Here is a 14,812-nt window from a genome sequence, read left to right on the forward strand (position 1 = left end):
CGGCGTCCTGCCTCTCAGCTGTCGTAGCGGCGTGCGGCCCAGTCCACGGCGTCCGCGTTGAACAGCATGGCCAGCCCGGCGATGCCGACCAACGCGGTGGGCAGGCCGAGGTCGATGCGTCCCGACGAGAACATGTAGACGGAGACCAGCACGAGGATCATGTTGGTCATCGCCACCGGGCCACGTCCCCACCGGCGCCCGTCCTTGAGGAACCAGCCGGCGAGGGCGACGATGCCGCCGAAGATGATGAACCAGGCCGCGGTGCCGTAGCCGCTCACAGCATCATTGTGGACGCCGCTGGCCTCCCGCACGATGAGAACCACTGCGATGACCAGGCCGATCCCGCCCTCGACCAGACCGAGCCAGCCGGCGAAGCGGACGCTCCGGGGAAGAACGAGGGAAAGGTCGCTGTCATCAGGGCGGGGGCTGGCAATCATGGCCACCGATCCTAGCGGCGTCCTGCGGCAGCTGTGAAACCGACGGTTACCGCAGAGACACGGGAGACCGAACTGTCTGTTAACCCACCCTTACCAGATCGACCAAATCGAAGTACTGTGATATGGCACACTCTTTTCCTTTCAGCCCTAGCGAAGGTCGGAGATCCGTGCCATGATCTAACACGTAACAGCGAGAGGGCCTGCAGGTTACACCCCGGTTAACCGGAGGATCTGCCCCCTCTCCACACGGCGACGCACCCCGGCGCACAGCCCACCGCTGCCGGCACCGTCACACCACTGTTCACAACCCCCCGACGACCCGGACCCCGGTCTCTGACGCCCGGACGCGCTCCACGCGCCCGAAACCTGACCGCGTCCGCACCACACCTGCACTGCACCGCTAAGACCCGTAAGTCCTGTAGGACACTGACTAACCACATCCAAGGAGAAGATCATCATGGACTGGCGCCACGAAGCAATCTGCCGCAGCGAAGACCCCGAGCTGTTCTTCCCTGTCGGTAACTCCGGCCCGGCCCTGGCCCAGATCGCCAAGGCCAAGCTCGTCTGCAACAAGTGCCCCGTCACCCACGACTGCCTCGCCTGGGCCATCTCCTCCGGTCAGGACGCCGGCGTCTGGGGCGGCATGAGCGAGGACGAGCGCCGCGCCCTCAAGCGCCGCAACAACCGCGGCCGCACCCGCACCCGCACCACCGTCTAGAACCGGTTCCGGTTTAGGCCTTCGCAGGACTCACCGTTAGACTGGTGCAGTTGTAGACCCCGGGAGTGTTCTTTCGGGGACATCCCGTCAGAGCACATAAGGAGTGACCATGAGCAAGCGTGGCCGTAAGCGTAAGGACCGTCGCAAGAAGGGCGCGAACCACGGTAAGCGTCCGAACAGCTGATACGCGTTCGAACCTGACAGAGGCCCGGCCCGGAGATATTCTCCGGACCGGGCCTCTGTCATTCGCTGTGTCTGCACACCGGGTGTGTGCACGATCATGACGGATCCGGTCTCCCGGAACAACGGAAAGGACCGTTCCGTCACGATCATGTACGGCAACGGCGTCCTCGCAGGGAAGCTGTGAGGACGCCGCGAGGGGGATCATCAACCTCGTCGGATGCGCACCTGCATCGACGAGACCTCGGTAACGGTGCCGTCGGTGGTCCGCAGCACGGACGAGGTGTGCAGCGCGGTGACGATGCGTCCACGCAGGTCCGTCGGGGCGGAGTCGCAGCACCGCACCCGGAGAAGCTCCCGGACCTGCTGCTCGATGCCCAGCTGCTCGAGACACGAGGGGCAGTTCTCGGCATGCTCGGCCAGTCTGTCCCGGAGGTTCTCGTCACAGCCGCCGTCGACGTACTCGTAGAGAACGTCCACGAGATCATCGCAGTCGGACGGGAGGTTCGTCTGCTTGTCAGTCATCGTCATCACGCTTTCGTCGTTGCTGCGGTCGCCGAAGATGTCGCCGAGGATTTCGCAGTCTTCGCCGCCGCCGTGGCATCGAGTCCGATCCCCCGCTCGGCGGCGACATCCTTGAGTTTCGTGCGCAGCTGCTTGCGTCCGCGGTGCAGCCGGCTCATCACCGTGCCGATCGGCGTCCCCATGATCTCGGCGATCTCCTTGTACGGGAGGTCCTCGACGTCCGCGTAGTACACGACCATGCGGTAGTCGTCGGAGAGTTCCATGAGTGCGTCGCGGATCCGGGAGTCCGGGATCCGCTGCAGCGCCTCAATCTCGGCGGAGCGCAGCCCCGTCGAGTCGTGCGACGCCACATCCGCCAGCTGCCAGTCGGTGACCGCCTCATCGGAGGTCTCCTTGGGCCGGCGCTGCGCCTTGCGGTACTGGTTGATGTAGGTGTTGGTGAGGATGCGGTACATCCACGCCTTCAGGTTCGTCCCCGGCTTGTACGAGCCGAACGCCTGGTAGGCCTTCATGTACGCGTCCTGGACCAGGTCCTGGGCGTCCGCCGGATTCCGGGTCATCCCGAGGGCGGCGCCGTAGAGCTGGTCCAGCAGGGGCAGCGCGTCAGCCTCGAAGCGGGCGAGCAGTTGCTCGTCGCTGTCACTGGTGCGCTTCACGGTGTTGGTCATGGCTCCTCTGGGTCGGTCGGCGCTCTGCCGCTCCGTCCGGCACAACAGTCCGGACGTGCGACGTTATTCCCCCATCGTAGCCTCTGCATCCCCTGTGCCCCTGATGAGTTCAGGTCTGTTGACCGCGACGTTGCCCACCCGACGGTCGACCGGACAGGTGGTGAGTTCCTCGCGGACCTGCGCACCGGGGACGCGGGACGCCGTCTCGCGCAGCTCCTCTCCCCCGTCCAGCCAGACCGCCGCCTCATCATCGGCGAGCACCCGGGGCATCCGGTCGTGGAGCCACTCCACCGGGTCCGCCGAGGCCGTGGTCACCACGGTCGCCCGCAGTTCACCCTCCTCGTCTCGTGTGACCAGCCCGGCGACGACCAGTGGGCCGTCCCCGGTCACCAGGTAGGGCGTCTTCGTCCCGGACACCGCGTTCCACTCGTACCAGCCGTCCATGACGACCAGTGCGGGTTCAGCGTTCCGGAAGGACGCCTTGTCGAAGGCCGTCTCGCCACGCGCGTTGAACAGCACGGTCCCCGGTTTCCACGGGGCGGGGAAGCCCCAGACCGCCGGGCCGAGCACGAGGCGTCCTCCAAAACGACGCACCACGGCGACGCGATGGGTGGGCGCGATATTCCAGCTGGGCCGCAACCAGTCCCCGGGTAGTGCCGTGACCTGTTCACCGAGCCTCTCTGACAGGCCGGTGAGCAGGGTTTCCATGGCAGTGAACAGGATGTAGCGACCGCACATGGAATCCAGCCTAGGCCAAACTACACTGGAGCCCATGACCCCTACTCCATGGGCCGCGCCGGTCGCCCCGTCCCCCGTCACCGCCACCGTCTCTGTTCCGGGATCGAAGTCGATCACCAACCGGGCGCTGCTGTTGTCCGCACTCGCCGACGGCCCCTCCGAGATCACCGGAGCACTGCAGAGCCGCGACACGCAGCTGATGGCGGACGCCCTGCGGACCATGGGGACCACCGTCGTCACCGACGGAGACACCATCACCGTGACGCCGCGTGCACTGCACGGCGGTGAGGTCCAGTGCGGTCTCGCCGGAACGGTACTGCGCTTCCTGCCCGCCGTCGCCGCCCTGGCCGACGGTGACGTGTGGTTCCACGGCGACCGGGAGGCCCAGGCTCGTCCGATGGGCACCACCCTGGAGTCGCTCGAGGCCCTGGGCGCGACGGTCAAGGCCTCGGACGACCCGAGGAACCCGCTCCCCTTCGCTGTCACGGGCAACGGCGGGATCCGTGGTGGCGAGGTGCGCATCGACGCCTCGGCGTCCTCCCAGTTCGTCTCGGGACTGCTGCTCGCCGGTGCGCGCTTCGACGAGGGTGTCACCGTCGTCCATGTCGGGGGCGCCGTGCCCAGCCAGCCGCACATCGAGATGACCGTGGAGATGCTGCGCGACGCCGGTGTCACCGTGGACGTCAGCTTCAACCGTTGGACGGTCCACCCCGGCCCGGTCCGCGGACGCCACTGGGCCGTCGAGCCCGACCTGTCGAATGCCACCCCGTTCCTCTCCGCGGCTGCTGTCACCGGCGGCGAGGTGCGGGTGCGTGACTGGCCGGCGCAGACCACCCAGCCCGGCGACCAGTTCCGCGCGGTGCTGGAGGACATGGGGGCGGCAGTCGACCTCGCCACGCACACCGGTGAGCTCATCGTCCGAGGCGCCGAGGGGGGTGCTCTCACCGGCATCACCTGGGACATGCACGATATCGGCGAGCTGACCCCCACCGTGGCCGCGCTGTGCGCCCTGGCGAAGGGACGCAGCCACCTCTACGGCATCGCCCACCTGCGCGGTCACGAGACCGACCGGCTCGCCGCCCTGGAGGCGGAGCTGACCGGCCTGGGCTGCGGCGTCTCGCAGACCGCCGACGGTCTGGTGATCGACCCGGCTCCGTTGCACGGGGGGCTGTGGCGCACCTACGCCGACCACCGGATGGCGACCGCCGGGGCGATCCTCGGCCTGGTCGTCGAGGGGGTGCAGGTCGAGGACATCACCACCACGACGAAGACGCTGCCCGGGTTCGAGACGCGCTGGGCACAGATGGTGGGAGCGTAGCGGATATGGGCCGGCGCCGTTACGACGAGTCCGATGTGAAGGTGCGTCCGGGGAAGGGGTCCCGACCGCGGACGAAGGACCGACCGTCCCACAAGGACGCCGAGACCGGCATGGTCGTGACGAAGGACCGGGGACGCTGGGGCGTCGTCATCGACGGTGCGTCCCCGGACACTCCCCCGGCGATCTGCATGCGTGCCCGGGAGATGGGACGCACCGCCGTCGTCGTCGGCGACCGGGTCGCCGTAGTCGGAGACACCTCCGGTGCCGACGGGACCCTGGCCCGCATCGTGCGGTTGGAGGACCGGAAGACCGTGCTGCGCCGCACCGCCGATGACACGGACTCCTATGAGCGCGTCGTGGTCGCCAACGCCGACCAGCTGCTCATCGTCACCGCGGTCGCTGATCCACCGCCGCGCTCCGGGTTCGTCGAACGGGCACTGATCGCCGCCTTCGCCGGGGGCCTGACCCCGGTGATCTGCCTGACGAAGTCTGACCTGGCGGATCCGTCGGAGTTCGCCGCCGAGTTCGCCGACCTGGACGTACAGGTCGTGGTCTGCGGCCGGGACGATCCTCTGACCCCGGTCACCGATCTGGTGCGGGGTCACCTCACCGCACTGATCGGACACTCCGGTGTGGGCAAGTCCACCCTGGTCAACCGGCTGGTGCCGGACGCCGACCGGGCGACCGGCGTGGTCTCCGGGGTCGGCAAGGGACGTCACACCTCGACGCAGTCCGTCGCATTGCGGCTGCCCGGCAGGGACGGTGCCGACGGCGAGGACGCAACGCACGCCGGCTGGATCGTCGACACGCCAGGCATCCGGAGCTTCGGGCTGGCACATGTCGATCCGGAGACGGTCATCGGAGTCTTCGAGGACCTCCGTGACGTGGTGGAGGACTGCCCACGCGGCTGTACCCACGCCGGCCCGCCGGCTGATCCGGAATGTGCCCTCGACCAGCTCACCGGTGCGAGCGCCCGGCGCGTCACAGCGGTGCGCGTCCTGCTGGAGGCACTGCGGTCCAACAACGAGTGGGAGGTGTAGCGGCGTCCTTCGTGATCAGCGGGAGAGCTGTCGGAACTGCCGCACCGACAGCGGAACGGAAATGACGATGGTCAGTGCGGGCCAGATCAGTGCACCGGCCATCGCATGGCCGTCGATCCGGTAACCGGACCCGAGGACCTCCGCCCCCCGGCGAGTGGAAGAGTTCCCGGATCGCCGTCGCGGTGGATGACACAGGATTCCAGGCGGCGATCGCTCCGAGCCGGCCCGGCATCATCTCCGGCGGAGTGAACACCGAGAAAATGAACACGAGCGGAAAAGCGACGGCGAAGAGCATTCCGGCGGTCTCCGTGTTGCTGATACACAGCCCCGGGAAGATTCCGACGAGGATCAGCGCCAGCCGGACCCAGAGCAGCAGAACGAACGCGAGAAGCGTCCCCCCCCCCACAGTTCACCGCCCGGTCGCCAACCGATGAGCAGGGCCACGATGGTGATGACCAGCAGATCCAGTGCCGCGCGGAGGATATCGGACATCGGCATGGACCGGAACCGGTCCATGAAACCGAGGGCCATGGTCATCGCGGACATTCCGGGCATCGCGAACACTCCGGGCATCGCGAAATCGACGTATCCCTCCCCCGCGCCCTGTACCTGACCCACCCCTGGACCATCCGGACCAACTGGAACCGCCCTGTACTCGGCCCCTCAAGCATGGATGACCTCGAACTGTTCATCGAGGGGCCCTGCACCTCCCCCCTGAGCGACCGGGAGATCATGAACCTGGTGACCTCCATCGACTCATATGTCCGACTCATATGTCCTGGGTGCGGTCCGTCAGCAACTCCAGTGGACCGGTGCCGCGGTCGAGTCCGGGATGCCCGACGAGGAGTACCGGGAGACCCAGAGCGACTTCCTCGGGACGCAGCTGACGTCCGGACGGTTCCCCCACCAGGCATCACTGGATGCCGATGCCTTAGACGCCACATGGGACGCCGGTTTCGACTTCGGACTGCAACTCATCATCCACCACGGCGTCGAGGGAATCATCTCCTCCCGAGCCGGAGCTCAGCAGCCTCCGGCACCATGCCGCCCCACGGCATATCCCCAGCAGATCCGGTCCGCCACCATATTTGATTAGGTCAATATTGCAGAATCTCAAAAGTGAGTGCATAATGGGTCCCATGCGCACAGAACCGACTGACACCTGGGCCGACCGCGTGCGGAATGCGGGACTTCGGGCGACCCCGGGACGCCTCGCCGCCCTGGGCTACATCGACGCCCACCCGCACAGCTCCGCCGCCGAGGTGCACGCCGGTATCTGTACGGAGCTTCCGTCGATCTCCATGCAGTCCGTCCACAATGTCGTGAACGATCTGAGCGCACACGGCGTCCTCCGCCGTATCGACCTGCCCGGCGCCACCGGCGCACGCTACGAGACAGACACCGACGACAACCACCACCACATCCAGTGCGTGGTCTGCGGTCGTCTGGAGGATGTCGAGTGCGTCATCGGTGAGGCCCCGTGCCTCACCCCCAGTGACACGCACGGCATGAGCACCATCCTCTCCGCGGAAATCACGTTCCGGGCCGTCTGCGACGACTGTGCCGCCCGCGAAGGGATCCGACCGCCGGCCGACCACCGGCATTCAACACACCACGCAACACCCACTTCCCGTTGAACCACTCTGCGGTAACAGACCAGGAGAAACACCATGACTGACACGACCACCGGCTGCCCCGTCATCCACGGGGGCTCCGGCGAGCCCGCACCGGGCCCGACCAACGACCGCCTCGTCCTCCCCACCGAGGGAAACCCCAACCAACAGTGGTGGCCGAAGCGCCTCAACCTGCACCTGCTCGCGCACAACCCGCAGGAGATCCGGCCCACCGACCCTGACTTCGACTACGTCGCCGCCTTCGAGCAGCTCGATCTCCCCGAGGTCAAGAAGGACATCGAAGAGGTCCTCACCACCTCGAAGCCCTGGTGGCCCGCCGACTTCGGCAACTACGGTCCACTGATCATCCGTATGGCCTGGCACGCCGCCGGCACCTACCGTGCCTCCGACGGCCGCGGTGGCGCCGGCACCGGTCAGCAGCGCTTCGCCCCGCTCAACAGCTGGCCCGACAACGGCGGCCTCGACAAGGCCCGCCGCGTCCTCTGGCCCGTCAAGAAGAAGTACGGCAAGTCCCTGTCCTGGGGAGACCTCATGGTGCTCGCCGGCAACGTCGCCCTGGAGAACATGGGCTTCGAGACCTTCGGCTACAGCGGTGGCCGCGAGGATGTCTGGGAGCCGGAGAACGTGTTCTGGGGTACGGAGTCCGACTGGCTCGGCACGGACGCCCGCTACAGCGGCACCAACGAGACCACCCGTGAGCTGCAGAAGCCGTTCGGCGCGACCACCATGGGCCTGATCTACGTCAACCCGGAGGGCCCGGAGGGCAACCCGGACCCGGCCGCCGCCGCCCACGACATCCGTGAGACCTTCCACCGGATGAACATGGACGACGAAGAGACCGTCGCCCTGATCGCCGGTGGCCACACCTTCGGCAAGACCCACGGTGCCGCCCCCGACACCGAGGAGAACGTCGGCCCGGATCCCGAGGGCGCCCCGCTGCACCGCCAGGGTCTCGGCTGGCAGAACTTCCACGGCACCGGCAAGGGTGACGACCAGATCACCTCCGGCCTGGAGGTCACCTGGACCTACCACCCGACCCGTTGGGACAACGAGTTCTTCCACATCCTCTTCGCCTACGAGTGGGAGCCGGTCCGCGGCGAGGGCGGTCACTGGCACTACCGTCCGAAGGACAACGGCGGTGCCGACATGGTGCCGATGGCGCACTCCGACGGACGCCGTGAGCCCCGCATGCTCACCACCGACATCTCGCTGCGCGTCGACCCGGCCTACGAGAAGATCTCCCGGAAGTTCAAGGATGACCAGGCTGCCTTCAGCGCCGCCTTCGCCCGCGCATGGTTCAAGCTGACCCACCGCGACATGGGCCCGGTCTCCCGCTACGTCGGCCCCGAGGTCCCCTCGGAGACCTTCGTCTGGCAGGATCCGCTGCCCGAGGCCACCGGTGAACAGATCACCGCCACGGACGTCGCCGAGCTCAAGCAGGCCGCTCTGGACTCCGGTCTGTCGGCCGCCCGCCTGGTGTCCACCGCGTGGTCCTCCGCCTCGAGCTTCCGCTCCACCGACAAGCGCGGTGGCGCCAACGGTGCACGTATCCGCCTGGAGCCGCAGCGCAGCTGGGAAGTCAATGAGCCTGCCGAGCTGGCGAAGGCGCTCGACATCCTCGAGTCCGTGCGCGCCGAGTTCAACGAGAACCACGCCCCGCGCGAGGTCTCGCTGGCCGACCTCATCATCATCGCCGGCAACGCCGCAGTCGAGAAAGCGGCCGCCGAGGCAGGGCGCACGGTCGAGGTGCCGTTCACCCCGGGGCGTGTCGACGCTAGCCAGGAACAGACCGACGTGGACTCCTTCGGCTTCCTCGAGCCCGAGGCCGACGGCTTCCGCAACTGGCAGAGCGCGTCCCTGGACTACCCGGCCGAGCACCTGCTGGTCGACAAGGCTGCGCTGCTGGGCCTCACCGCCCCGCAGATGACCGCCCTGGTCGGCGGCCTGCGTGTCCTCGGCGCGAACCACGGCGGTTCCACCGACGGTGTCCTCACCGACCGTCCCGGTGTGCTGAGCAACGACTTCTTCGTCAACCTGCTCACCCTGGGTAACGAGTGGACCCCGAAGGACGCCGACCCCGGCCACTACACCTGCACCGACGGTGAGACCGGCGAGGAACTCTGGACCGGTACCCGTGCCGACCTGGTGTTCTCCTCGAACTCCGAGCTGCGTGCACTGGCCGAGGTCTACGCCTCCGACGACGCCGCCGACAAGTTCGTCGACGACTTCGTCACCGCCTGGGCGCAGGTCACTGAAGCTGACCGCTTCGACCTGCACCGCTAGTAGGGCTGACCGGGCCCGACCACCCGGTCACACTGAACCCCCGCCGGCAGGATCTTCTCCTGGACCGGCAGGGGTTCTGCTGTGTCGGCAGAGGACCCGGCGTCAAGGGACTAGAGCAGGTCCACCAGGACGCCGAGTTCCTTCGAGTCGTACCAGCTCATGAGGTTGTCCTCGCAGTCACCGAGCGTGATTTCGGCGTCCTCGTCCCCCAGATCGGCGGCGTCGACGACCTCGATGGCCGCAGCCGTCGCCGGCTCATTGCCCTCGTCGTCGACATGGATCGCCACGAGCTGTGAGGTCTCCAGCAGCGCCGGGAACACGTCCACGACCGCCTCCCCCTTCTCCGCGTTCGCCGTCACCGACTCCTCGGGCAGGTCAGCGGAGATCACCACACGTCGGTGCGGGAACTTCTCCTCCCCACCGGCAGTCAGCAGGCGCAGTGAGGCCCGCGACGCCTCCAGGAACGCGTGGTACTCGATCTCCTCGTCGTCACCGGCGGTGAAGAACTCCCGCAGTGCCGGGGTCAGGGAGAAGCCGACACCGGAGCGCACCGGCATCTTCCCCTCTTTGGCGAGGGTTCCGAGCATGTCGAAGGTGGCAGGCAGGTAGACGCGCACGCTCATGGTCAGAAGGTCCCTTCGAGACCGAGCAGGCCGGTGATCTCGACGATCGCCCGGTCGAACTGCTGGTAGTACACGCCGATGAGGCCGGCCTCGACAGCACCCTTGATGTTGAGGATCGAGTCGTCGATGAGGATGCAGTCTTTGACTGCCACGTCCAGACGCTCGGCGGTGATCCGGAAGATCCGCGGGTCCGGCTTGTCCACCCCGACCTCGCCGGAGAGGACGACCGTGTCCACGTAACCGGCCTCCTGCCAGCTGCGGATCGGGTCGGCGGCGGGACCCCCCGGATCGTTGGAGAGGATGGCAGTGCCGTAGCCGGCGTCCTTGGCGGCGGTGAGGACCTTGCGCCAGCGTCGCCGGTCCTCCTCCGCCCCGTCGAGGACGCCACAGTAGTCCACAATCAGTGCTCGCATACCCGTCATTGTGCCACGTCCCCTCCCCCTGCCGCCCGTCACGGTCTAGGATGTGGCCATGGGGACCTCGGGGAAGACATCCACGGAAGTGACCGCCGCGCACACCGCACCGTTGCCGGGCATGGTGTACCTGCGCCGCCCCGCCGGTGCCGCGACCGTCCGGACTGCCCGGGCCGACCGGGCCGACATGCCGGGTGCCGATGCCGCGACAACGTCGCGGGGCACCCGGCCGACCGAGGCTGACGGCGTGCTCTCAGGAACGGACGGGACCACTCCGGCGAGGGCCGCGGCGACCGCGGAGATCACCCGGCTGCTGCGCCTGTGGCTGGAGGCCTTCGACGGACGGCGTCCGGTCACCGCCCTGCGCCGTGGCCCCTTCTCCCCCGCTGTCCTGGACGACCTGCGGGCCCTGATCCGGGAGTCGCTGGACGCCACCAGGACAGATACAGCGCCAGGATCCACCCCGTCCCGGCTACTGCGTGTGCACCTTCCCCCGTCGCACCACCGCCGGCTGTCCTTCACCGCCAGTGTGGCGGTCAGTGGGCGGGTACGCGCTCTCGTCGGTCATCTGGGCCGCCACGACTCGCGTTGGCGGGTCGAGAGCGTCACCCTGGTCTGACCACCGGGGACTAGGCCCCGGCCTCGGCCTGCTTCTTCGCGGCCGACTCCTGGAACTGCTTACGGACCAGGAATAGCTGACGGATCGTCTCCTCCTTGATGCCGTCATTCATGCGGCGGAACATGTCGCCGCCCTCGCGCTGGTACTCGACCAGGGGATCACGCTGGGCCATGGCGCGCAGGCCGATGCCCTCCTTGAGGTAGTCCATCTCGTAGAGGTGCTCGCGCCACTTCTGGTCGACCACGTTGAGCAGGACGCCGCGTTCCATCTGCCGGATCTGCTCCTCACCACCGACGGCGGTGACGGCGGTCTCGAGCTCGTCGTACTGGGCGTGAGCGTCCTCCTGCAGTGCCTTGAGCAGCTGCGAGGCGGAGAGCTCACCGGAGCGGCCGAACTCGTCGCCGTCGATGAGGTCCTGCGCCTTCACGCCGGGGCCGTAGAGCGCATCGAGGGCGTTCCACAGCTCCTCGAGGTCCCAGTCCTCCACGTAGCCCTCGGCGGTGGCACCGTCGACGTAGGCGGCGATGGTGTCGTCCATCATGGCGCGGACCTGACCACCGACGTTCTCACCCTCGAGGATCTGCCGACGCTCGCTGTAGATCACCTTGCGCTGCTCATTGAGGACCTCGTCGTACTTCAGGACGTTCTTGCGCATCTCGAAGTTGGAGTTCTCGACCTGCGACTGGGCACCCTTGATGGCGTTGGAGACCATCTTCGAGTCGATCGGCATGTCGTCGGGGACATTGAGGCGGGTCATGAGCGCCTCCATCGTCTGTCCGACGAAGCGGGTCATCAGGTCGTCACGCATCGACAGGTAGAAGCGGGTCTCACCCGGGTCACCCTGACGCGCGGAGCGACCACGCAGCTGGTTGTCGATGCGACGGGACTCGTGCCGCTCGGTACCGAGGACGTACAGACCACCGACCTCGCGGACCTTCTCCGCCTCTTCCTCGGACTTGGCACGGGCCTTGACGATCTCCTCGTCCCAGGCCGTCTCGTAGGCCTCCGGGTTCTCGACCGGGTCGAAGCCGCGCTCACGCAGGGTGATATCGCAGATGATGTCAGGGTTGCCGCCGAGCACGATGTCGGTACCACGGCCGGCCATGTTCGTCGCGACGGTGACGGCCTTGAGGCGTCCTGCCTGGGCGATGATCTCCGCCTCCTGCGAGTGGTACTTCGCGTTGAGGACGCTGTGCCTGATGTGCCGCGCCTGCAGCAGCTTAGACAGGTACTCGGAGCGCTCGACCGAGGTGGTACCGACGAGGACCGGCTGCCCCTTCTCCACACGCTCGACGATGTCCTCGGCCACGGCCGCGAACTTCGCCTCCTGGGTCTTGTAGACCAGGTCGATGTCGTCGGTGCGTTGGTTGGCCTTGTTCGTCGGGATCTGGGCGACGTCGAGCTTGTAGATGGACTTCAGCTCGGCGGCCTCGGTCTCGGCGGTACCGGTCATACCCGCGAGCTTGTCGTAGAGGCGGAAGTAGTTCTGCAGCGTGACCGTGGCGAGAGTCTGGTTCTCGTTCTTGATCTCGACATTCTCCTTGGCCTCGATGGCCTGGTGCATGCCCTCGTTGTAGCGGCGGCCCTGGAGGATACGTCCGGTGAATTCGTCGACGATCATGACTTCGCCGTTGCGGACGATGTAGTCCTTGTCCTTGGTGAACAGCTCCTTTGCCTTGATGGCGTTGTTGAGGTAGCTGACGAGCTGGGAGTGCTCCGGGGAGTAGAGGTTGTCGATGCCGAGCTGGTCCTCGACGAACTCCACTCCCTCCTCACGCACACCGATGGTCTTCTTGCGACGGTCGACCTCGTAGTCGATGTCGAGGGTCATCTTCGGGACGATGCGGGAGAAGGCGGTGAACCACTCGGAGGAGCCGCCGACCGGACCGGAGATGATCAGCGGGGTGCGGGCCTCATCGATGAGGATCGAGTCGACCTCATCGACGATGGCGAAGTTGTGGCTGTGTTCCTTACGCTGCACCAGGTCGTCGAGGGAGTGCGCCATGTTGTCGCGCAGGTAGTCGAAGCCGAACTCGTTGTTCGTGCCGTAGGTGATGTCGGCATTGTAGGCGTCGCGGCGCTCCGCCGGCTTCTTGCCGGAGAGGATCACGTCGGTGCCCAGACCGAGGAAGCGGTGGACACGGCCCATCCACTCCGAGTCACGCTTGGCGAGGTAGTCGTTGACGGTGACTACGTGGACGCCCCTGCCCGACAGGGCGTTGAGGTAGGCGGGGAGCACACAGGTCAGGGTCTTTCCCTCACCGGTCTTCATCTCGGCGACATATCCCCAGTGCAGGGCGGCACCGCCCATGATCTGCACCTTGTAGTGCTTCTGGCCGAGGACGCGCCAGGACGCCTCACGGGCGGTGGCGAAGGCGTCGAGCAGGATGTCGTCGAGAGTCTCCCCGGCCTCGAGACGCTCCTTGAGTTCCTCCGTCTTCGCCTGCAGCTCAGCATCACTGAGAGCGGTGTACTCGTCATCCTTGGCGATGACCTGGTCTGCGACGGCGGACAGCCGCTTGACGGCCCGTCCCTCGCCGAGTCGGAGAATCTTCGAAAGTCCTAGCACGTGCTGCCTGTCCTTCTGTTGCCGGTTGAGCGGGATGAAGCGCTGTAGAGCGTAGTCAAACCGTCAGTATAGCGGCCACCGTCCCTCCCGCGCCCGTGCCGTGACAGTTTCACCCCGCCTCGTCCCCCTGACACACGGAAGTCCCGGCTGACGCGGGTGCGTCAACCGGGACAGTCAGGTCAGTGAGCTACTCGCCGGGGCCGGTGACAGGTGCCTTCAGGGCGATGAGACCGTAGTCGTAGCCGTGGCGGCGGTAGACCACGGAGGGCTTCCCGGTCTCCTCGTTGACGAAGAGGAAGAAGTCGTGCCCGACGAGCTCCATCTCGCTCAGCGCCTCGTCGACGCTGATCGGGGTGGCGGGGTGTTCCTTCTCACGGACGACCTGACCGGGGAGGAACTGGTCGGCGTAGGGGTCGACGTCGAAGGGCCCCGGGGTCTCCTGGGCCTTCTCCGCCTCCTGGACGAGCTCCGCGGTGGCTTCGCCGACGGACACCGGCGCACGGTGACCGGACAGCGAGATCTTGCGACGGGCCTTGACCTTGCGCAGGGAGCGCTCCATCTTCGCGACAGCGGCCTCGAGGGCGGCGTAGAAGGAGTCCTCCTTCGCCTCGGCGCGGGCGATGTGGCCCTTACCGCTGGCGGTGATCTGGATGCGGTCGGACTCGTCGGCACGACGCGGGTTGCGTTCGTGCTGGAGCTCGACGTGGAAGTAGGTGAGGGTCGGGTCGAGGCGCTCCACCTTGGCGAGCTTCTGGTTCACCCGTTCGGCGAAGTGCTCGGGAATCTCGACGTTCCGACCTGTGATCTCGACCTGGGTCTCCGGGGCGACAGTGCCCTCAGCTGCGGTGGTCTGCTCGTTGACAGCCATGCTCAACCTCCCGAATCCTGGCCACCCGGGGCCGGAACCTGGTGTCCCGCTTCCCGTGTACCGGTGACCTGTTCTGTGCCAGCCACAGTACCTGTGTAACGGACCGGGTGGGGGCCGCGCCCACCCCTGTTCATCACCCCGAAGCACCCCCGCTAGCAAACCAGATGCCCGTTTCCACC

At 67.0% G+C, this 14,812-nt stretch carries 16 protein-coding genes; 7 read left to right on the top strand and 9 right to left on the bottom strand.

Annotated features, from left to right (window positions below):
- Positions 1–14: 14 nt before the first annotated feature.
- The gene (locus Q0A27_RS00360; RefSeq protein WP_291473109.1) at positions 15–437 is read right to left on the bottom strand and encodes a hypothetical protein; all 423 of its coding nucleotides are present in this window, start codon (positions 435–437) and stop codon (positions 15–17) included.
- Positions 438–894: 457 nt separating this feature from the next.
- Between Q0A27_RS00360 and Q0A27_RS00365 the strand changes: the two genes are divergently transcribed.
- Entirely contained in the window at positions 895–1,155 is a 261-nt protein-coding gene (locus tag Q0A27_RS00365) for a WhiB family transcriptional regulator (protein ID WP_291473110.1), read from the top strand.
- A 387-nt stretch (positions 1,156–1,542) separates the two neighbouring features.
- Here the strand turns inward: Q0A27_RS00365 and rsrA are convergent, their stop codons facing one another.
- The 3 genes from rsrA to Q0A27_RS00380 all read right to left on the bottom strand — a co-directional run bounded on the left by rsrA (position 1,543) and on the right by Q0A27_RS00380 (position 3,266).
- Entirely contained in the window at positions 1,543–1,860 is a 318-nt protein-coding gene (rsrA, locus tag Q0A27_RS00370) for a mycothiol system anti-sigma-R factor (protein ID WP_291473111.1), read from the bottom strand.
- 5 nt (positions 1,861–1,865) lie between these two features.
- On the bottom strand, positions 1,866–2,528 hold the full coding sequence (locus Q0A27_RS00375; protein ID WP_291473112.1) for a sigma-70 family RNA polymerase sigma factor: 663 nt from the start codon (positions 2,526–2,528) through the stop codon (positions 1,866–1,868).
- 63 nt (positions 2,529–2,591) lie between these two features.
- Positions 2,592–3,266 carry an SOS response-associated peptidase gene (locus Q0A27_RS00380; protein ID WP_291473113.1) on the bottom strand — a complete coding sequence of 225 codons (675 nt, stop codon included), beginning with the start codon at positions 3,264–3,266 and terminating at the stop codon, positions 2,592–2,594.
- A gap of 34 nt (positions 3,267–3,300) precedes the next feature.
- Between Q0A27_RS00380 and aroA the strand changes: the two genes are divergently transcribed.
- Together aroA and rsgA are read left to right on the top strand one after the other, a co-directional pair.
- On the top strand, positions 3,301–4,584 hold the full coding sequence (gene aroA, locus Q0A27_RS00385; protein WP_291473114.1) for a 3-phosphoshikimate 1-carboxyvinyltransferase: 1,284 nt from the start codon (positions 3,301–3,303) through the stop codon (positions 4,582–4,584).
- Between the two features lie 5 nt (positions 4,585–4,589).
- Positions 4,590–5,624, top strand: coding sequence for a ribosome small subunit-dependent GTPase A (gene rsgA, locus Q0A27_RS00390; protein WP_291473115.1), 1,035 nt, complete (start codon positions 4,590–4,592; stop codon positions 5,622–5,624).
- 348 nt (positions 5,625–5,972) lie between these two features.
- On the opposite strand, the gene Q0A27_RS00395 is transcribed toward rsgA, so the two are convergent.
- Positions 5,973–6,197 (bottom strand): hypothetical protein, encoded by a 225-nt coding sequence (locus Q0A27_RS00395; RefSeq protein WP_291473116.1) that lies wholly within the window; start codon positions 6,195–6,197, stop codon positions 5,973–5,975.
- A gap of 187 nt (positions 6,198–6,384) precedes the next feature.
- Here Q0A27_RS00395 and Q0A27_RS00400 point away from each other — a divergent pair, with 187 nt between their 5' ends.
- Genes Q0A27_RS00400 through katG form a run of 3 tightly spaced genes read left to right on the top strand, consistent with a single transcriptional unit; the run spans position 6,385 to position 9,541 of the window.
- Positions 6,385–6,720, top strand: coding sequence for a TetR/AcrR family transcriptional regulator C-terminal domain-containing protein (locus tag Q0A27_RS00400; protein ID WP_291473117.1), 336 nt, complete (start codon positions 6,385–6,387; stop codon positions 6,718–6,720).
- Between the two features lie 43 nt (positions 6,721–6,763).
- Positions 6,764–7,261, top strand: coding sequence for a Fur family transcriptional regulator (locus Q0A27_RS00405; protein WP_291473118.1), 498 nt, complete (start codon positions 6,764–6,766; stop codon positions 7,259–7,261).
- 33 nt (positions 7,262–7,294) lie between these two features.
- On the top strand, positions 7,295–9,541 hold the full coding sequence (gene katG, locus Q0A27_RS00410) for a catalase/peroxidase HPI (RefSeq protein WP_291473119.1): 2,247 nt from the start codon (positions 7,295–7,297) through the stop codon (positions 9,539–9,541).
- A gap of 110 nt (positions 9,542–9,651) precedes the next feature.
- On the opposite strand, the gene Q0A27_RS00415 is transcribed toward katG, so the two are convergent.
- Positions 9,652–10,158: a hypothetical protein gene (locus Q0A27_RS00415; protein ID WP_291473126.1), complete on the bottom strand. Its 507-nt coding sequence runs from the start codon at positions 10,156–10,158 to the stop codon at positions 9,652–9,654.
- Positions 10,159–10,166: 8 nt separating this feature from the next.
- Positions 10,167–10,577, bottom strand: a complete 411-nt coding sequence (locus tag Q0A27_RS00420; RefSeq protein WP_291473120.1) for an HAD family hydrolase — start codon at positions 10,575–10,577, stop codon at positions 10,167–10,169.
- Positions 10,578–10,635: 58 nt separating this feature from the next.
- On the opposite strand from Q0A27_RS00420, the gene Q0A27_RS00425 reads away from it, so the two are divergent.
- The gene (locus Q0A27_RS00425; RefSeq protein WP_291473121.1) at positions 10,636–11,196 is read left to right on the top strand and encodes an Rv3235 family protein; all 561 of its coding nucleotides are present in this window, start codon (positions 10,636–10,638) and stop codon (positions 11,194–11,196) included.
- A 10-nt stretch (positions 11,197–11,206) separates the two neighbouring features.
- Here the strand turns inward: Q0A27_RS00425 and secA are convergent, their stop codons facing one another.
- Positions 11,207–13,765, bottom strand: a complete 2,559-nt coding sequence (gene secA / locus Q0A27_RS00430) for a preprotein translocase subunit SecA (protein ID WP_291473122.1) — start codon at positions 13,763–13,765, stop codon at positions 11,207–11,209.
- A gap of 187 nt (positions 13,766–13,952) precedes the next feature.
- Positions 13,953–14,633, bottom strand: a complete 681-nt coding sequence (gene raiA / locus Q0A27_RS00435) for a ribosome-associated translation inhibitor RaiA (RefSeq protein ID WP_291473123.1) — start codon at positions 14,631–14,633, stop codon at positions 13,953–13,955.
- Positions 14,634–14,812 lie beyond the last annotated feature (179 nt).

The sequence above is a fragment of the Corynebacterium sp. genome (assembly GCF_022712275.1).
Lineage (GTDB): Bacteria > Actinomycetota > Actinomycetes > Mycobacteriales > Mycobacteriaceae > Corynebacterium.